20 protein-coding genes are annotated in these 17,556 nt (G+C 41.9%); 2 read left to right on the top strand and 18 right to left on the bottom strand.

Annotated elements, in window-relative coordinates; genetic code table 11:
- Window positions 1-40: 40 nt before the first annotated feature.
- The 3 genes from recG to IGI54_RS00860 all read right to left on the bottom strand — a co-directional run bounded on the left by recG (window position 41) and on the right by IGI54_RS00860 (window position 4,458).
- Complete coding sequence (recG, locus tag IGI54_RS00870; RefSeq protein WP_430621462.1) at window positions 41-2,071, bottom strand: ATP-dependent DNA helicase RecG; 2,031 nt, start codon at window positions 2,069-2,071, stop codon at window positions 41-43.
- Window positions 2,072-2,383: 312 nt separating this feature from the next.
- Complete coding sequence (locus IGI54_RS00865) at window positions 2,384-4,066, bottom strand: DAK2 domain-containing protein (protein WP_216429761.1); 1,683 nt, start codon at window positions 4,064-4,066, stop codon at window positions 2,384-2,386.
- A 29-nt stretch (window positions 4,067-4,095) separates the two neighbouring features.
- A complete protein-coding gene (locus IGI54_RS00860) occupies window positions 4,096-4,458 on the bottom strand; it encodes an Asp23/Gls24 family envelope stress response protein (protein WP_071861707.1) in 363 nt (120 codons plus the stop codon).
- Window positions 4,459-4,768: 310 nt separating this feature from the next.
- On the opposite strand from IGI54_RS00860, the gene rpmB reads away from it, so the two are divergent.
- A complete protein-coding gene (gene rpmB, locus IGI54_RS00855) occupies window positions 4,769-4,957 on the top strand; it encodes a 50S ribosomal protein L28 (protein WP_071861708.1) in 189 nt (62 codons plus the stop codon).
- A gap of 225 nt (window positions 4,958-5,182) precedes the next feature.
- A complete protein-coding gene (locus tag IGI54_RS00850; protein WP_430620868.1) occupies window positions 5,183-7,777 on the top strand; it encodes a YfhO family protein in 2,595 nt (864 codons plus the stop codon).
- Window positions 7,778-7,815: 38 nt separating this feature from the next.
- Here the strand turns inward: IGI54_RS00850 and truA are convergent, their stop codons facing one another.
- From truA to rpsE, 15 genes are all read right to left on the bottom strand, one after another.
- The gene (truA, locus tag IGI54_RS00845) at window positions 7,816-8,562 is read right to left on the bottom strand and encodes a tRNA pseudouridine(38-40) synthase TruA (RefSeq protein ID WP_430620867.1); all 747 of its coding nucleotides are present in this window, start codon (window positions 8,560-8,562) and stop codon (window positions 7,816-7,818) included.
- Window positions 8,563-8,795: 233 nt separating this feature from the next.
- The gene (locus tag IGI54_RS00840) at window positions 8,796-9,593 is read right to left on the bottom strand and encodes an energy-coupling factor transporter transmembrane component T family protein (RefSeq protein ID WP_071861712.1); all 798 of its coding nucleotides are present in this window, start codon (window positions 9,591-9,593) and stop codon (window positions 8,796-8,798) included.
- The gene (locus IGI54_RS00835) at window positions 9,583-10,452 is read right to left on the bottom strand and encodes an energy-coupling factor ABC transporter ATP-binding protein (protein WP_430620866.1); all 870 of its coding nucleotides are present in this window, start codon (window positions 10,450-10,452) and stop codon (window positions 9,583-9,585) included. Before IGI54_RS00835 ends, IGI54_RS00840 begins: the two co-directional genes overlap by 11 nt.
- A complete protein-coding gene (locus tag IGI54_RS00830) occupies window positions 10,428-11,264 on the bottom strand; it encodes an energy-coupling factor ABC transporter ATP-binding protein (protein WP_071861714.1) in 837 nt (278 codons plus the stop codon). The genes IGI54_RS00835 and IGI54_RS00830 overlap by 25 nt, the downstream gene beginning before the upstream one ends.
- Before the next feature lie 254 nt (window positions 11,265-11,518).
- Entirely contained in the window at window positions 11,519-11,899 is a 381-nt protein-coding gene (gene rplQ / locus IGI54_RS00825) for a 50S ribosomal protein L17 (protein ID WP_071861715.1), read from the bottom strand.
- 27 nt (window positions 11,900-11,926) lie between these two features.
- Window positions 11,927-12,865, bottom strand: a complete 939-nt coding sequence (locus tag IGI54_RS00820; protein WP_010747196.1) for a DNA-directed RNA polymerase subunit alpha — start codon at window positions 12,863-12,865, stop codon at window positions 11,927-11,929.
- A gap of 80 nt (window positions 12,866-12,945) precedes the next feature.
- Window positions 12,946-13,335 (bottom strand): 30S ribosomal protein S11, encoded by a 390-nt coding sequence (gene rpsK, locus IGI54_RS00815; RefSeq protein ID WP_071861716.1) that lies wholly within the window; start codon window positions 13,333-13,335, stop codon window positions 12,946-12,948.
- Between the two features lie 24 nt (window positions 13,336-13,359).
- Window positions 13,360-13,725, bottom strand: a complete 366-nt coding sequence (rpsM, locus tag IGI54_RS00810) for a 30S ribosomal protein S13 (RefSeq protein ID WP_084133244.1) — start codon at window positions 13,723-13,725, stop codon at window positions 13,360-13,362.
- An 18-nt stretch (window positions 13,726-13,743) separates the two neighbouring features.
- Window positions 13,744-13,860, bottom strand: coding sequence for a 50S ribosomal protein L36 (gene rpmJ, locus IGI54_RS00805; protein ID WP_010742772.1), 117 nt, complete (start codon window positions 13,858-13,860; stop codon window positions 13,744-13,746).
- 33 nt (window positions 13,861-13,893) lie between these two features.
- Entirely contained in the window at window positions 13,894-14,112 is a 219-nt protein-coding gene (gene infA / locus IGI54_RS00800) for a translation initiation factor IF-1 (RefSeq protein ID WP_010742771.1), read from the bottom strand.
- Window positions 14,113-14,286: 174 nt separating this feature from the next.
- A complete protein-coding gene (locus tag IGI54_RS00795; RefSeq protein WP_071861718.1) occupies window positions 14,287-14,934 on the bottom strand; it encodes an adenylate kinase in 648 nt (215 codons plus the stop codon).
- Window positions 14,935-15,074: 140 nt separating this feature from the next.
- The gene (gene secY / locus IGI54_RS00790) at window positions 15,075-16,376 is read right to left on the bottom strand and encodes a preprotein translocase subunit SecY (RefSeq protein WP_071861719.1); all 1,302 of its coding nucleotides are present in this window, start codon (window positions 16,374-16,376) and stop codon (window positions 15,075-15,077) included.
- Complete coding sequence (gene rplO, locus IGI54_RS00785) at window positions 16,376-16,816, bottom strand: 50S ribosomal protein L15 (protein WP_010742768.1); 441 nt, start codon at window positions 16,814-16,816, stop codon at window positions 16,376-16,378. Before rplO ends, secY begins: the two co-directional genes overlap by 1 nt.
- Before the next feature lie 41 nt (window positions 16,817-16,857).
- Window positions 16,858-17,037 carry a 50S ribosomal protein L30 gene (gene rpmD, locus IGI54_RS00780; RefSeq protein ID WP_010747202.1) on the bottom strand — a complete coding sequence of 60 codons (180 nt, stop codon included), beginning with the start codon at window positions 17,035-17,037 and terminating at the stop codon, window positions 16,858-16,860.
- Window positions 17,038-17,051: 14 nt separating this feature from the next.
- Entirely contained in the window at window positions 17,052-17,552 is a 501-nt protein-coding gene (gene rpsE / locus IGI54_RS00775) for a 30S ribosomal protein S5 (protein WP_071861720.1), read from the bottom strand.
- Window positions 17,553-17,556 lie beyond the last annotated feature (4 nt).

Raw genomic sequence — 17,556 nt, 5'->3', positions numbered from 1 at the left:
TATCATTGTTAACCTATAATATTTTTTACAGTATAGCACACTAATCAAAGTATGTTTCACCAGTTTCAGTTGGCTTCAGTACCTGAGCTAAGGGAGCAAAGGCTGGCTGCTGCCGCCAATTTTCGATTTGCCAAATTTGATTGGCCTCATCGCGAGCGACTTCTAACACCGTGGCATCGTTGACCAAGTCAGCAATTAGAAATTGCGGCAAACCAGATTGGCGGAAGCCGAACACTTCCCCTGGTCCACGTAATTCTAAGTCTTTTTCACTTAAGACAAAACCATTGTTCGTCTCAGTCATGATTTTCATGCGTTCTTTCCCCATGTCATTTTTCGGACTGGCGACTAGGATACAATACGACGCGTCAGACCCCCGGCCAACCCGGCCCCGCAATTGGTGAAGCTGAGCTAAACCAAAACGATCAGCATCCATAATAAACATCACCGTCGCGTTGGGCACATTGACCCCAACTTCAATCACCGTCGTAGAAACGAGGATTTGACTTTGATTGTCTTTAAATTCCTCCATGATCGTCTCTTTCTCGGCATTTTTCATTTTCCCGTGCAAGAGGCTGACCTGATAATCTGGTGCATAATATTCGCTCAAGTGTTCATAAATCTCTGTCGCATTTTTGACGTCTAAAGCTTCAGATTCTTCAATCAAAGGACAGATGACGTAAAGCTGATGACCCAGCTGCAATTCCTGTTTTGCCCAATCCAATGTATGTTCCAATTGCTTCGGCTTGATCCAGCTAGTTTTAACCGGAATCCGTCCAGCCGGCATTTGATCAATAATCGAAACATCCATCTCGCCATAAGCTGTAATCGCCAGTGTCCGGGGGATCGGCGTCGCTGTCATGAAGAGGACATCCGGATGCAAGCCTTTTTCTCGTAAAACCCGCCGCTGGTTGACACCGAAGCGATGCTGTTCATCGGTGATTACTAAGCCCAGCTTGGCAAATTGCACATCATCTTGGATCAGAGCATGCGTCCCAATTACCACGTCGATCTCACCGTTTTGCAAACCCGCTAAGATTGCTCGTCGTTCTTTGGTTTTCGTCGAGCCAGTTAATAGCGCCGTCGTCATTTCTAACGAATCAAATAATTGATTCAAACTCTCCAAATGCTGCTGAGCCAAAATTTCGGTGGGCACCATTAGTGCACCTTGAAAGCCTGCGGTCATTGTTGCATATAACGCAATCGCCGCAACGACGGTCTTCCCGCTCCCAACGTCCCCTTGCAGTAAACGCTGCATGTGTTTTTTGCTTCGGAGATCATAACAAATTTCATTCGTCACCCGCTTTTGGGCATCCGTTAATTCAAAGGGCAGCTTCTGGGTGAATTGTTTCAAACGCTCCACGTCGTAACGAATCGCTATCCCATTTTTCTCACTGCGTTCGCTTTGCTTCAAACCTTGCATCCGCATTTGAAACAAGAAAAATTCTTCAAAAACAACCCGCCGCTTAGCCTGCTGGCTTTCTGCTGGGATCTTAGGAAAGTGCATCGCCCGCATCGCTTGTTTGCGGGGCATCAAGCGATATTTTTCAATCAAGTAAGCTGGCAGATTTTCTGTGACTTGCTCGCCAAATTTTTCAAAGGCGACCTTGATCAAATCCACCAGCGTACTTTGGCGGATCGCTTTAGTGACGTGATAGATTGGCGCATATTCTTCCGTCTGCTTACCGCCTAAGATTTTCATACCTGTCATTGACTTCCGCTTCGCATCCCATTTACCATAGACGGCTAATTCTTCTCCGACTTCTACTTTATCTTTTAAATAAGGCTGATTAAAAAAGGAGACCATGAAGACCGCGTGATCCTGCATCATGCGAAACTGCAGCCGACTTTTTTTGTAGCCAAAGCGACTAACGACGGGTGCCGAAACGATCACACCCTTCAGCGTCACCTTTTCTTGATCGTTGATCTCTAATAAATTTTTTTCTTGGATATCTTCATAACGAAAAGGATAATAGCTTAACAAATCCTCGATCGTAAAAATCCCTAGCTCGGCTAAGGTTTGGGCTCGCTTTGGACCTACACCCGGCAAGACCGAGACCGCCTCTTGAATCATTGGGCTCACACTCCTTTCTCCTATTAATGAATAAATTTTTCAAAGAGTGAAAAATTTGGTTGATTGTCGAGCTGACATACCATTCCACTAGTTCCTTCAGATTCTGCTTAACTTAATGCTAAAAATTATTTTCTGGTTTAGTTAAACTGGCAGCTACCTCACTTGGTTGAATTCATTTTTTCAAAATCCGAAAAAAATGAATCGATCTTCGTGCGCATACCATTTTTCTAATCTAACATACGTTTTTGCAGCAAGAAATACTTGAGGGAGTGAGCCAGATATTCTTGGCTCACTCCCTCCGACTGCTTTGATTTATTCTGCTGAAAGCAAGTATGGATAGACGGGTTGTTTTCCTTCGTGGATCTCAACTTCTAAGTCTGGATAGCTTGCTTCAATGGCTGAACTTAATTTTTCGGCTTCTGCTTGTGTACCTTCTTCACCGACAATGATCGTGATGATCTCGATATCTTCACTGATCATTTTGTTCAAGGTATCTAAAGCTGCTTGATACTTGTCCGCTTCAGAAAGAACGATTTTACCATCGATCATTCCTAGATAGTCACCTTCGTGGATTTCCACCCCGTCGATGGCAGTGTCACGAATTGCGTTAGTAATTTGTCCGCTAACGACCGATTCAAGCATTTCTGTCATTGCAACTTTATTGTCTTCCAAGCTTTGATCGCCGTTGAAGGCTAACATCGCTGTCATTCCTTGAGAGACCGTTTTACTTGGAACAACGGCTACCGGGATACCGGCAACTTCTGCTGCTTGATCGGCGGCCATGAAGATATTTTTATTATTTGGTAAGACGATCACTTGATCGGCATTGACTTCTTCGATGGCTTTCAGAATATCTTCAGTACTTGGGTTCATGGTTTGACCACCACTGATAACAAAATCAGCCCCTAAGCTCTTGAATAATTCTTGGACACCTTCACCGGCAGCGATCGCGATGATCCCATAAGGTTTGCGTTCCGCTGGTGTCGCTTCAAAGGCAGCGACTTCTTCATCATGCTCCAAGATCGTTTCATGCTGTTGACGCATGTTATCAACTTTGACTTTGATTAAAGCACCGAATTTTTGACCATAATTCATGACTTCCCCTGGGTGTTCCGTATGGACATGGACTTTGACGATTTCATCATCGTTCACGACTAATAAAGAATCACCGATGCCATCTAAGTAATTACGGAATTTATCATAATCAAATTGGCTGTCGACAGTTGGGCCTTCGCCAAGACGCACCATGATCTCTGTACAGTAACCAAATTTGATATCTTCCGTTGCTAATTGGCCTTGTACACTGCGATGATGCTCGGCATTCACCATTTCATCCATTTCAGCTGGACTAGGTTCATACGTATCATCGGCTTGGAATTCGCCATTTAAAGCACTTAAAAAGCCTTCATAAATGAACAACAGTCCTTGACCTCCGCTATCTACGACGCCAACTTCTTTTAAGACTGGCAGCATCTCTGGTGTCTTGTCTAACGCTTTTTTCCCGTATTTCACAACCGATGCCATCACTTCGATCACATCGTCCGTTTGCTTGGCTTTCCGTTCACCCGCTTTGGCAGATTCACGCGCTACAGTCAAGATTGTGCCTTCAACGGGCTTCATAACCGCTTTATAAGCAGTTTCCACACCGTGAACAAGAGCTTCAGCTAAATCTTTGGCATTCAATGTATCCACATCTAAGATTTGCTTCGAAAAGCCGCGGAATAACTGTGATAAAATTACACCGGAATTTCCCCGTGCACCCATCAGCAAACCTTTGGCTAATACATTGGCTAACTCGCCGACTTTTTCTGAAGCAGAATTCACAACGGCAGTCGCGCCGCTGGTCATTGATAAATTCATGTTAGTCCCTGTATCTCCATCCGGTACGGGAAAAACATTTAATGAATTGACATACTCTGCATTGACTTGCAGACGTTTAGCGCCAGCCTCTACCATTTCTTGGAATTGACTCGCGCTGATTTCTGTTACCTTCACTTACTTAGTCCTCCTTAAGAACGCTGCCTTTAGTCCGGCAGAACACGTACACCTTGAACATAAACATTCACTGAATTGGCTTTGACCCCAAGCATCGTTTCCAAATTGTATTTCACTTTTTCTTGGACATTTCGTGACACTTCTGAGATCTTCGTGCCGTAGCTGATGATCGTATAGACATCAACCGCGATTCCGTTCTCTTCTTGACGCACAACGACGCCCCGTGAATAATTTTCTTTTCTTAAAATTTCTGTGATATTATCTTTGATTTGTTTTTTACTAGCCATACCGACGATACCAAACACGTCAGTAACTGCACCGCCGACAACCGTCGCGATGACGTCGTTTGAAATTTCGATCATACCAGTCTGTGTATTAATTTTCACAGCCATAGTTGTTAGCCTCCTTAAATAGGCCTAATTGCCCATTTTTTCTACTATAACAGTTTATCATAGCCCTATGACAAATAAAAGAAAGTTCCATTGCGATTTGCTGATACTAGGCAGGTTTTGTCCCGCCTTTTAAAGTACTACTTAAAATACAAAGTTTTTTTACGCTAACAGAGTATAATTTACCCGCAAACACTGCGCTTGTCAATCTTTCTAAAAAAATTCACTTGCTAATTTAGACAAGATGTGCTAAATTATTTTAGTATGAGCCAAAGAAGCGCTCCGAAATCAAGGTATAAGGAGGAAACAACACATGGCAAAAGTTTGCTATTTTACTGGTCGTAAAACAAGTAGCGGAAACAACCGTTCTCACGCTTTGAACGCTACTAAACGTACTGTAAAACCTAATTTACAAAAAGTTCGTGTATTAATCGACGGAAAACCTAAAAAAGTTTGGGTTTCAACTCGTGCTTTGAAATCAGGAAAAGTTGAACGAGTTTAATCTATTCAATCAAACCGTTCTTATAGAGCGGTTTTTATTTTTTAGAAAAATATACATAATCGTCTAATAGAAAGTGAGCTAGTTATTCTGGCTCACTTTTTTTGTTGTTCTTTTTCAACTCTCTTTTTACAAAAATTTGCTTCAGTTTCATAGCTCCTTCACAATAATCCCTCGCTTCTATGGTAGAATTTGGATAGTCTGTTGAAAGAAGTTTGGTGATTTTATATGAAGAACTACCTTAAAGAAAACCGTTGGTATTTGCTGGCGAGCTTTTTGCTGCCTGTTTTGCTGATGGTGATCGTTTATTTAACGATTGGGATTTATCCCGGGTCAAGCCGGAGTGTTTTAGCCAGCGATGCCTTTTCCCAATTTTCGAATTTCCACGCAAGTTTTCGTAATATGCTTTTAGGCAAGCAGGGCTTTTTTTATAATTGGAATGCTTCGCTAGGCTTGAACTATTTGTCCTTGGTCTCTTACTATCTTGGCGGCTTCTTTACGCCGTTGGTGATCTTTTTCCCTAATCAGTTGATGCCGGACGCCTTGTATTTTTTGACTTTGTTGAAAATCGGCTCCGCCGGTTTAGCCTTTTGGTTTTATGCTAAAGGCAGTTTCAAATTGCCCAACTGGTCCCGCGTCGCTTTAAGCGTCAGCTACGCTTTGATGTCCTTTACCATCGCCCATTCTGAGATCATCATGTGGCTAGATGCCTTTGTTTATCTGCCCTTGATCATCTGGGGTATTAATCGGGTAATGGATTTGAAGAAGCCGACGGTACTGTTTGTTTCCTATTTAATGTTGTTTTTAACGAGTTTTTATATGGGCTTTATGATCGGTATTTTTTCTGTCCTGTATTTCATCGCCCGCCTTTTTACCAACTGGAAGGTTTATAAAAAAAGGATTCTGCCTTACGGAATTACTTCCTTATTGGCCGGTTTTGCCTCGATGATCATGATTCTGCCGTCGATCCTTGATCTGCGGACGAATGGCGAGGAATTGACTAAGATCACAACCTTTAAGACCGAAGCGACTGCTTGGTGGGATGTTATTGCCAAGAATATGATTGGCTCTTACGACACTACCAAATACGGCTCGATTCCTTTTATTTATATCGGTTTGTTGCCTTTGGCATTGTGCTTGTTTTTCTTTATCTGTAAAAAGATTCCTTGGAAGAATAAACTGGCTTATGGGGCAATCGCCGCAATTTTGATTGCCAGCTTTTATATCCAACCAATGAATTTATTTTGGCATGGTATGCACGCACCAAACATGTTCTTGTTCCGCTATGCTTATTTGCTATCCTTCTTAGTGATTACTTTGGCAGCTTGGGGCTGGGAAAAATTAGACCGCGATAACACATTGCAATTGGTGGCCGCTTGTCTGATCTTGATTGCCTTATTCGCGATTTTCTGGGGAATGAAGGGCAAAGATTATAATTATCTCAAACCGATTTCACTTTATTTGTCTGTTGGTTTTATGGCGGTCTACGCGCTGCTCTTTACCGGACATTATTTCAATAAGATTCCGTTGAAAACTTTGACCGTTATTTTATTGTTAATCATGGGTTCTGAAGCCTTTATCAATAGTGATTTTATGGCTCGTGGCATCTTGAAGGACTGGAACTATGCATCTCGCAGCCTTTATACCGAACCTTATCCATCCATTAAAGCGCTAGTGGATAAAACAAAAGAGGACAATCAAAGCTTTTACCGCATGGAAAATCTTGATCCGGTTTCTTCCAACGATACCTTTAATTACGGTTACAGCGGCATCAGCATGTTCTCATCCATCCGTAATCGCCATTCTTCCGGTTACATGGATCAGCTAGGCTTTCGTTCAAGAGGAACCAGTTTGAATATCCGTTACCAAAACAATACTTTACTGGCGGATGCCTTCACTGGAATCAAATACAATATCGCCAAGGCGAAAAATTTAAATAAATACGGTTTCAGTAAAATCGACAGCGTCGGCGAATATAATCTATTCGAAAACGACAATGCGTTGCCCTTAGCCTTTACGGCGCCACGGAGTATTGATAAACTGCAAGCTTTGCCGAACGATAATTTAGGGACCCAAACCCAATTATTCAACGGCTTATCACAAGAACAGTTTCAATATTTCCAATTCTTGCCCATGAATCAAGTCGGCACAAAAAATGCCAATGTCACCAACGCTGGCAATATCACGACGATCACTGAAAAGCAAAGCAACGTCGCCAAAGAGGTTTCATGGCGGGTACAGATTCCTGCTAATACTCAAGCTTATCTAAGTCTCTACCCTTATGACTTCGCTGAATTAGAGAGCTCTACCGCGACAGTCACCGCCAACGGACAAACGCGCCAAGCGCAAATCGGCATCAGTGGACAGTATTATGATCTAGGTTATTATCAAAAAGCGACGATGGTTACTTTTACCGCTAGCTTTTATGGTACCAAATCCATCAGCTTCCAAAATCCACAAGTATTGGCGTTAGATACTGTTGCCTACAAATTGGCTGTCGATAGAATCAAAGACAACGGTGTCGCTATGACGGTTGGCAAGCACAGCGCCGAAGGAACGGTTGACAGTGAAGAAGCTCGGACATTGATCACTACGATTCCCTACGATGAAGGCTGGACCGCCAAAATCGACGGCAAAAAAGTGCAGACAAAAGCCTTCCAAAATGCTTTTGTCAGTATTCATGTTCCTAAAGGCAAGCACAAAGTCACCTTCAGCTATTTACCAAAGGGCTTTATTGCAGGCGCCATCTCCTTCGTTGTCGCGATTGGGCTGTTCCTATTTTACTTACGGACGCTAAAGCCTCGGAAGACCTATCGACATTAAATAAAAAAATGAGCTGCGACAGGTCGCAGCTCATTTTTTTATTCATATTTTACTTCTGCCAAATACAGTCCTTCTGGATGAGCAGTCGGACCAGCCAGATTTCGATCTTTTGCCGCAAGAATTTCCGGAATACTATCTGCCGGAATCCGACCATTGCCGATTTTTAATAACGTCCCGACTAAAATCCGAATCATTTTATATAAGAAGCCATTGCCGCGAAAAATGAAGGTCAGTTCCGTTCCCGCTTCATTTACCACTAGATCCGCCTGATAGATCGTACGCACCTTATCTTCGATTGCGCCGCCCGTCGCGCAAAAGGACGTAAAATCATGGGTTCCCAATAAATCCGGCAACGCCTGTCTGATCAAATTCAAATCAAGGGGATAAGGAAAATACGACGCGTAAAAGCGCCGAAACGGACTACGGGGCTTTTCAATCTGAACCTTAAAATGATAAGTCTTCTCCACTACATGATAGCGAGCATGAAAATCATCCGCCGCGATTTCCACTGAAGACACCGCGATATCCTCTGGCGTCTGAGTATCTAAGGCAAAACGCATCCGTTCCAACGGCCGTTCCTGCGGATAATCAAAATGAATGACCTGTCCCAGCGCATGGACCCCAGCATCTGTTCGACCTGAGCCGAAAATCGTTATAGGTTCACCATTATTCATTTTTTGTAAGGTCTTTTCGACTTCTTGCTGCACCGTCCGTCCATTCGGCTGCTTCTGAAAACCATTAAAATGCGTACCATCATAAGCGATGACTGCTTTATATCTTACCATTCTCCCGCTCCTCAACCATAAAAATCCTTGTCATTATAACAGCTTTTCAAGCCGATTCCAACGCGCACAGATCAGTTGGATGATATTTATCATCTCCTAGTAACACTTTTTATAGTTCCCAGCAGGCAATCGCTTCATTTCACTAATCCTGTTTTCATCCTAGTATATCGGTCAGAACAAAGAAAAAAGAAAACGCCGAAGCGTCTTCTTAAGAAAATTTTGGCTTTTCAAACTTAACTCCGTAAAAAGATTAAAATAATCGTCGCCGCTGCAAAGACGACTAAAACAAACGTGTCTCGATTAGCCCATTTTAATTTACGGTATTTGCTGCGGCCTTCACCGCCACGATAGCCGCGGGCTTCCATCGCTGTCGCTAAATCCTCTGCTCGATTGAAGCTGCTGACAAACAGCGGAATTAATAATGGCACGATCGCTTTGACTTTTTGAATCAAATTGCCATCGTTGAAATCTACTCCCCGGGCTCGTTGCGCGTTCATGATTTTTTCGGTTTCATCCATTAATGTCGGTACAAAGCGCAAGGCGATTGATAACATCAAGGCGATTTCATGCACCGGTAAATGGAATCGTTTCAAAGGATTCAACAAAGACTCGATCGCGTCAGACATCGATAATGGCGGTGTCGTCAGCGTCAACAAAGTAGACATAAAAATAATCAAAACAAACCGGCAGAAAATAAATAATCCGTTTTGGATGCCGTAAGACGAAAGGCTAAAGACACCCCAGGACCAATACAGTGTCCCACCACGAGTAAACAGCATTTGCAAAGCTACCGTGAAGATGATCAGCCAAATCAGCGGGCGAACTCCCCGTAAAAAGAAGCTTAGACTAATTTTTGACAAAAAGACCGCAAACAGTGTAAAAACGGCTAAAAATAAATAGCTTTGCCAATTATTTGCTAAGAAAATAATCCCAATGAAATAAAAACTAGCAACCAATTTGGCTCTTGGATCTAAACGATGAATCAATGAATCACCGGGAATATAACGACCAAAAATCAATTTATTCATCATGGGCGTTGCCCCCTGCCTGTTGAAGGATCCAATCCGCCAACTCGCCCTCTGTTAAAGGCAGTTGATCAAATTCAGCGCCTCGCGCCTGCATTTTTTCAGCAAATGCCGTTGCTTGAGGAACACCTAATTGTTTTTCCTTTAGCCAAGCAACATCTTCAAATACCTTTTTTGGTTCGCCATGTTTGACTACTTGACCTTTTTCCAATACGTAAACGTAATCAGCAAAATTCGCCACATCATCCATTAAATGAGTAACTAAAACAATCGTCATATTCTTTTCTTGATGCAAACGCCAGAACATTTCCATCATCTCTTTACGACCAAGCGGATCTAGGCCCGCTGTCGGCTCATCTAAGACCAATACTTCCGGTTCCATTGCCAGAACCCCGGCAATCGCAACACGTCGCATTTGACCTCCTGATAGCTCAAAAGGCGAACGTTCCAAATATTCTTCATCAAGCCCAACTAATTTTAAATTTTCTCTTGCTAGGACGTAGGCATCTTCTTCACTGATCCCAAAATTTTTCGGACCAAAAGCAATATCCTTTGCGACGGTTTCTTCAAATAGCTGTGCTTCAGGAAATTGAAAAACGATCCCAACTTTTTTTCGAACGGGCTTTAAGTTTTTATTATCAGTGGTAGGTGTGATAATGCGATCACCAATTGTGACCTCCCCAGCCGTTGGTTTTAATAGCGCATTTAAATGTTGCAACAAGGTAGACTTCCCACTGCCGGTATGTCCAACTAAAGCGGTGTAAGAGCCTTCCTTGATATTTAGTTCAATCTCATGCAAGGCACGTTGTTCAAAGGGCGTATTTGGTTGATAAACATAACTTACTTTTTCAAAACGGATGTCCATAACCAATCCACCATCCCTTCTTCATCTAAATAATTTTGCGGGACAGTAACCCCACGCGCTTTTAACGCCGCTTTCAATTTTTCAGGAAATGGCAAATCCAATCCTAATGCCACGAGTTTCGGCCCTTCAGAAAAAATCTCATCTGGCGTGCCTTCTTGATACAGTTCTCCGTCGCGCATGACTAAAATGCGGTTGGCACTGGCGGCTTCGTCAATATCATGAGTAATTGAAATGACCGTCAATTCGCTTTCTTCCTTGATTTTACGAATCGTCGCGATGACATCGTCACGACCTTCAGGGTCAAGCATACTGGTTGCTTCATCTAGAATAATAATATCTGGGCGTAACGCAACCACACCAGCGATCGCTACCCGTTGCTTTTGTCCACCAGATAGACGGGCAGGCTCACGGGTCGCAAAGTCTTGCATTTTGACTTTTTCTAAGGCATCTTGCACGCGGTGCTGCATTTCGCTTCGCTCGATTCCTTGGTTTTCTAAACCAAAGGCCACATCATCTTCTACTGTCGCTCCGACAAATTGATTGTCTGGATTCTGAAAAACCATCCCTACTTGACGACGAATGTCCCAGACAGTTTCTTCAGACAATTCTTTGCCGCCAACATGCACCGTGCCTTTTTGTGGCAGATGCAACCCATTAATCGCTTTGGCTAAGGTCGATTTTCCTGAACCATTATGACCCACGATAGCTACCCATTCACCACGCTCAATGGAAAAGCTGACATTTTTTAACGCTGGATTCGTTTCTTCTTGATAACTAAATTCTATTTGATTGATTTCAATAATTGGCTCCATGGTTACACCTTTCCACTTCTTTGAAAATCTGTTCTAAGCCTAGCAAAAAAGCTTCATTTTATCAATCCTTGATACTCGATAAAATGCTTTTGTATACCGATCTGTCATGACAGCAATTTTGGGTATAAAAAAACACTTTATGATGAGTGCCGGCTTCCCAGACAATCTGGGAAGCGGCGCTGAGCTAGACTCGGAGAAAAATCTCCAACATCATAACACTCTAAAAGAATCATCTATAAAGTGAAGAGTGATTATTATACAAGTTCTAAAACAACCATAGGGGCGTTGTCGCCGCGACGAGGTTCAGTTTTTAAGATACGAGTGTATCCTCCTTGACGTTCAGCGTAACGAGGAGCGATGTCGTTGAATAATTTTTGTAATGCAGATTCAACAACGATTTCTTCGTTTTCTTCGCGAACATCAGCGATTTCATTACGTACAAAGCTAGCAGCTTGACGACGTGCATGAAGATCCCCGCGTTTTCCTAAGGTAATCATCTTTTCAGCAGTTGAACGAACTTCTTTCGCACGAGCTTCAGTCGTAACGATACGTTCGTTGATAATTAAGTCAGTTGTTAAGTCACGCAACATTGCTTTACGTTGGCTAGATGTGCGTCCTAATTTACGGTAACTCACGTAGGTTTCCCTCCTTTGTCAACAATATTAATCGTCTTTACGTAGTCCTAAGCCAAGATCATGCAATTTAGCTTTCACTTCTTCAAGTGATTTACGGCCTAAATTACGTACTTTGATCATTTCTGGTTCAGACTTATTCGTTAATTCTTGAACCGTATTAATTCCGGCACGTTTCAAGCAATTATACGAACGTACAGACAAGTCTAGTTCTTCGATGGTCATTTCTAGCATTTTTTCTTTTTGCGTCTCTTCTTTTTCTACCATGATTTCAGCATTTTTAGCTTCATCAGTCAGATTAACAAAAATATCTAAATGTTCAGTTAAAATTTTCGCTGCAAGACTCAATGCTTCTTGAGCAATGATCGATCCGTCAGTCCAAATTTCCATCGTTAATTTATCGAAATCATCACGACGACCAACCCGAGTATTTTCAACTTGGTAGTTTACTTTACGAACTGGTGTGTAGATAGAATCGACCGGAAGGACACCAATTGGCATATCTTCCTTTTTATTTTCGTCTGCTTGAACATAGCCTCGACCAGGTTTTACTGTTAGGCGAGCATGGAATGTCGCACCTTCAGCAACAGTACAAATGTACATATCTTTATTCAAGATTTCAACGTCGCTGTCAACGATAATATCGCCGGCAGTGACCGTAGCTGGTCCAGTAATATCGATCTCAAGGGTTTTTTCTTCTTCGGCGAATAATTTCAACGCCAAACCTTTGATATTCAAGATGATTTGCACCACGTCTTCACGTACACCTTTGATGGTTGAGAATTCGTGTAACACCCCATCGATTTGAATATTAGTAATGGCTGCGCCTGGTAAAGAAGAAAGTAGAATACGACGTAGAGAATTACCTAAAGTAGTTCCATAACCTCTTTCCAAAGGTTCAACAACGAACTTGCCATAATCTCTGTCTTCATCAATTTTTGTGATTCTTGGTTTTTCGAATTCAATCATTCTTGTCTTTTACCCCTTTCAAAACGAAAAGTGTCTTGTTCAATGACGTTCCTGTAAAACTCATAGAAAAGAGGCACTCATTAAACACGACGGCGTTTTGGAGGGCGGCATCCATTATGAGGTACTGGAGTCACGTCACGAATTGCAGTTACTTCTAAACCAGTTGCTTGCAATGAACGAATCGCTGCTTCACGACCAGAACCAGGTCCTTTAACAGTTACTTCAACACTTTTCAATCCATGTTCCATTGCAGCTTTTGTTGCTGTTTCAGCAGCCATTTGAGCAGCGAAAGGTGTAGATTTTTTACTACCTTTGAAGCCTAATGAACCTGCAGATGACCATGCCAATGCGTTTCCGCTAGCATCAGTAATCATGACGATTGTATTATTGAAAGTCGAATGAATATGAGCAATACCTGTTTCAATATTCTTCTTCACACGACGTTTACGATTAACTTTCTTTGCTACCATGAAGATTTATACCTCCTTCACTAATTATTTTTTCTTGCCGGCGATAGCGCGAGCTGGGCCTTTACGAGTACGAGCGTTGTTCTTCGTGTTTTGTCCACGAGTTGGCAAGCCACGACGATGACGGATTCCACGGTAAGAACCGATTTCCATCAAACGCTTGATATTTAAGTTAGTTTCACGACGAAGATCGCCTTCAACTTTTAATTTATCAACTTCAGCACGGATAGCGTCTGTTTGTTCGTTCGTTAAGTCACGTACACGAACATCTTCAGAAACACCTGCATCGGCTAAAATTTGTTTCGCTGTAGTATTACCAATACCGAAAATATAAGTAAGGGAAATTACTACGCGTTTATCACGAGGAATATCTACTCCTGCAATACGAGCCATACTTAATTACACCTCCAATTATCCTTGACGTTGTTTATGTTTTGGGTTTGCTGGGCAAATCACCATAACTCGTCCGTTACGACGAATAACTTTACAATGTTCACACATTGGTTTTACTGATGGTCTTACTTTCATGATTATACCTCCTGAAGTTTTACGGAGTACAACTTACTTAAAGCGATAGGTAATGCGACCACGGCTCAAATCATAGGGAGAAAGTTCTACTGTAACCTTATCTCCAGGTAAGATTCGAATGTAATACATCCGGATTTTACCAGATACGTGTGCAAGAACTTCGTGTCCGTTTTCCAATTCGACTTTAAACATTGCATTCGGCAAAGTTTCGACGACTGTTCCTTCGATTTCAATCATATCTTCTTTTGCCACGCAGAGTACCTCCTTGTAGTTGTTTCGCATTTTCACACGATAAAATGGCGGAAACTGCAGTTCCCACCTTAATTCTTAAGCTAACTCCTAAAATAGCTAGAAGTCGGACTGACAAATTCTATCATAAAACATCGAACTTGGCAAGATAAACTGCATCTCAAGTTGGTAGGCAAATTATTTATTGATAATCTTTTCTACATCCGCAAATACGGCATCAATTTCACGATCTCCATTAACTGGATATAACAAACCTTCTTCATCGTAATAAGCTAAAATTGGTTCGCTGTTTTTAACATTGACAGCTAAACGATTTTTAACTGTTTCAGGCTTATCATCTTCACGTTGATAAAACTCATGACTGCCACAGCGGTCGCAAGTTCCTTCTACTTTCGTAGGGTTAAAGATTTTATGATAAGTCGCGCCACAATTGCGGCACATGAAGCGTCCTGCTAAACGTTCAACTAACACGTCTTCTGCTACTTGAATGTCAATTACAGCATCAATCTTTTTGTTCAAGTCGGTTAACATTTCAGCTAATGCCTTGGCTTGATCTAAAGTACGAGGAAATCCATCCAGCAAGAAACCTTTTTCAGTGTCTTGTTGAGCTAAACGTTCCTTAACGATACCGTTCGTAACTTCATCTGGAACCAAATCCCCTGCATCCATATATGATTTTGCTTTCAATCCGAGTGTTGTCTCGTTTTTGATTGCTTCTCGGAACATATCCCCCGTGCTGATGTGTGGAATATTGTACGTTGCAACGATTCTTTCTGCTTGTGTTCCTTTGCCTGCTCCAGGCAGTCCCATTAAGATCAGGTTCATTGTTTTCCCTCCTAAATATTTGTATACGTACAATGAAAAATCATCTTTTCATTTGATACGCATACCTTTTTACTCACTTGCCAAAGCAAGTAGTAAAACTGGTAAAGACCGGCGTTGAGGAAAACCCTCAACACACGAATCTATTCTCCATCCATGAAGCCGACATAGCGTCGTTTCAGCATGAGTCCTTCTAGTTGTTTCGCAGTTTCTAATGCGACACCAACTACGATCAAAAGACTTGTACCACCCAAACCGATTGATTGAGGCAAGTTCCAAACCATTTGCGCGATAATTGGAATCAAGGCGATCAGTCCTAAGAAGATAGCACCTACTACACTTAAACGCATCAAAATTGCAGAAACATATTCTTCCGTTCCTTTACCTGGTCTTACGCGAGGAATATAACTTCCTTGCTTTTGTAAGTTCTCTGCTAATTTTTCAGGATTGACCTGAACAAAAGCATAGAAGAAGGTGAAAGCAACAATCAGAACAGTATAAATCGCAGCACCTGGAACTGTGTTATAACTGAATAACTTCGTTAAAACATCGTACCAGCCTTCCGCTTGATATCTGCTGGCTAATGCTTGCAACACCGCATTGGGCGTAGCAATAAACGAGCTGGCAAAGATAACTGGGATAACACCGGCAGCATTTACTTTTAATGGTAGATAACTACTCGTTGGTGCCCCTGCGACTTGCTTAGTATATTGAATAGGGATTTTTCTTTCTGCTTGTTGAAAGTACGTTACAAAAACGACAATCAAGATAATAGCAATCAATAAAATCACCACGAAAATCACTGATTTCCAAATATCACTAGGATCGATATTTACGAAATAATCATCGAAGATATCTTTGATACTTTGCGGTAAGCGGGAAATAATCCCTGCAAAGATAATCATCGAAACACCATTTCCAATTCCTTTTTCAGTGATTTGTTCTCCCAGCCAAGTTACGAACATGGTACCTGCTGTTAGAATCAACCCAATCGTAACGAAGGTTTGAACATTGCGATTTGGCACAAAACCAAATTGTGCAAAATAATCAAATCCAGCTGTAATACTAACAGACTGAATAAAAGCCAAGACTAAAGTCAAATAGCGTGTTGCCTGATTCAACTTCTTACGTCCAACTTCCCCTTGTTTTGACCATTCAACGAACTTAGGAACAATATCCATCTGTAACAATTGAATAACAATTGAAGCAGTGATATAAGGGGAAACCCCCATCGAGAAGATCGAAAAGTTTTGCATAGCTGAGCCGCTGACCAAATTCAACATTCTGAAAAATGGCATTTCACTCAGGCCTTGCAACCCATGTGCGTCAACTCCTGGTACAGTGATCTGAGCACCTAGCCTAAAAACTAGAAGCATTAAAACGGTGAACAAAATCCGTGATCGGATGTTCTGAACTTTGAAAGAATCCTTTAAAAGTTTGAACATTAAATCACCTCGATTGAACCACCAGCAGCTTCAATTGTTTCTTGAGCATGTTTCGAGAATTTCGCTGCTTTAACGGTTAGTTTTTTGTCTAATGATCCGTTTCCTAAAACTTTGATTCCGGCTTTTTCGTTTTTCACGATTCCAGCTTCAACTAGAGCAACAGGAGTTACTTCAGTTCCGTCTTCAAAACGATTTAAGACATCTAAATTGATTACAGCGTACTCTTTGCGGTTTACATTCGTAAATCCGCGTTTTGGTAAACGACGGAATAAAGGCGTTTGACCACCTTCAAAACCTAAACGCACACCACCGCCTGAACGAGCCTTTTGACCTTTCTGACCACGTCCAGATGTTTTTCCGTTACCTGATGAAGTACCACGTCCAACGCGATTGCGAACTTTACGTGAACCTTCGGCAGGTTGTAATTCATGAAGTTTCATTATATAGGGCACCTCCTTAGATTGTAATCATCATTATTTGATTAAACTTCTTCTACGTCCACTAAATGAGAGACTGTGTTAACCATACCTTTGATTGCATCATTAGCAGGTTTAACGACAGTGCTATTCATTTTTTTCAGACCCAACGCTTTAACAGTGTCACGTTGGTTTTGAGGACGTCCGATAATACTGCGTTTTAAAGTAATTTTTAATTCAGCCATTACATTCGTCCTCCTTAATTAGCTAAGTTTTCTACAGAGATGCCGCGTAATGCTGCAACGTCTTCTGCTTTTTTCAATTGAGTCAATCCTTCAACAGTTGCGCGAACAACGTTGATCGGTGTGTTTGAACCTAAAGATTTAGAAGTTACATCGGCAACGCCAGCTAATTCCAAGACGGCACGAACTGGTCCACCAGCAGCAACTCCGGCACCTTCTACAGCAGGTTTCATCAAGATACGTCCACCGCCGAATACACCAATAACTTCGTGAGGAAGCGTTGTTCCTACCATCGGTACTTCGACTAGGTTTTTCTTAGCATCTTCGATTGCTTTACGAATCGCTTCAGGTACTTCTTGTGCTTTACCAGTACCAAAGCCTACGTGACCGTTTTTGTCACCGACAACAACTAATGCCGCAAAACGTAGACGACGTCCACCTTTAACAACTTTAGTAACACGGTTGATCGCTACTACGCGGTCTTCTAATTCCAAATGATTTGGATCGATATAAACCATGAAT

The organism is Enterococcus sp. DIV0800, from assembly GCF_050559735.1.
GTDB classification, from domain to species: domain Bacteria; phylum Bacillota; class Bacilli; order Lactobacillales; family Enterococcaceae; genus Enterococcus_A; species Enterococcus_A devriesei.
The sequence above is the reverse complement of the archived record's forward strand: the minus strand, read 5'-3'. Positions and strand labels throughout refer to the sequence as shown.

What these genes read in the sequence shown, in the direction of transcription:
- IGI54_RS00850 (WP_430620868.1), top strand. Translation starts at nt 5,183, where the DNA reads ATGAAGAACTACCTTAAAGAAAACCGTTGGTATTTGCTGGCGAGCTTT.
- IGI54_RS00830 (WP_071861714.1), bottom strand. Translation starts at nt 11,264, where the DNA reads ATGGAGCCAATTATTGAAATCAATCAAATAGAATTTAGTTATCAAGAA.
- rpsM (WP_084133244.1), bottom strand. Translation starts at nt 13,725, where the DNA reads ATGGCTCGTATTGCAGGAGTAGATATTCCTCGTGATAAACGCGTAGTA.
- rpmJ (WP_010742772.1), bottom strand. Translation starts at nt 13,860, where the DNA reads ATGAAAGTAAGACCATCAGTAAAACCAATGTGTGAACATTGTAAAGTT.
- IGI54_RS00840 (WP_071861712.1), bottom strand. Translation starts at nt 9,593, where the DNA reads ATGATGAATAAATTGATTTTTGGTCGTTATATTCCCGGTGATTCATTG.
- IGI54_RS00835 (WP_430620866.1), bottom strand. Translation starts at nt 10,452, where the DNA reads ATGGACATCCGTTTTGAAAAAGTAAGTTATGTTTATCAACCAAATACG.
- recG (WP_430621462.1), bottom strand. Translation starts at nt 2,071, where the DNA reads ATGATTCAAGAGGCGGTCTCGGTCTTGCCGGGTGTAGGTCCAAAGCGA.
- rpmB (WP_071861708.1), top strand. Translation starts at nt 4,769, where the DNA reads ATGGCAAAAGTTTGCTATTTTACTGGTCGTAAAACAAGTAGCGGAAAC.
- IGI54_RS00820 (WP_010747196.1), bottom strand. Translation starts at nt 12,865, where the DNA reads ATGATTGAATTCGAAAAACCAAGAATCACAAAAATTGATGAAGACAGA.
- rpsK (WP_071861716.1), bottom strand. Translation starts at nt 13,335, where the DNA reads ATGGTAGCAAAGAAAGTTAATCGTAAACGTCGTGTGAAGAAGAATATT.
- IGI54_RS00795 (WP_071861718.1), bottom strand. Translation starts at nt 14,934, where the DNA reads ATGAACCTGATCTTAATGGGACTGCCTGGAGCAGGCAAAGGAACACAA.
- rpsE (WP_071861720.1), bottom strand. Translation starts at nt 17,552, where the DNA reads ATGGTTTATATCGATCCAAATCATTTGGAATTAGAAGACCGCGTAGTA.
- secY (WP_071861719.1), bottom strand. Translation starts at nt 16,376, where the DNA reads ATGTTCAAACTTTTAAAGGATTCTTTCAAAGTTCAGAACATCCGATCA.
- rpmD (WP_010747202.1), bottom strand. Translation starts at nt 17,037, where the DNA reads ATGGCTGAATTAAAAATTACTTTAAAACGCAGTATTATCGGACGTCCT.
- truA (WP_430620867.1), bottom strand. Translation starts at nt 8,562, where the DNA reads ATGGTAAGATATAAAGCAGTCATCGCTTATGATGGTACGCATTTTAAT.
- rplO (WP_010742768.1), bottom strand. Translation starts at nt 16,816, where the DNA reads ATGAAACTTCATGAATTACAACCTGCCGAAGGTTCACGTAAAGTTCGC.
- IGI54_RS00860 (WP_071861707.1), bottom strand. Translation starts at nt 4,458, where the DNA reads ATGGCTGTGAAAATTAATACACAGACTGGTATGATCGAAATTTCAAAC.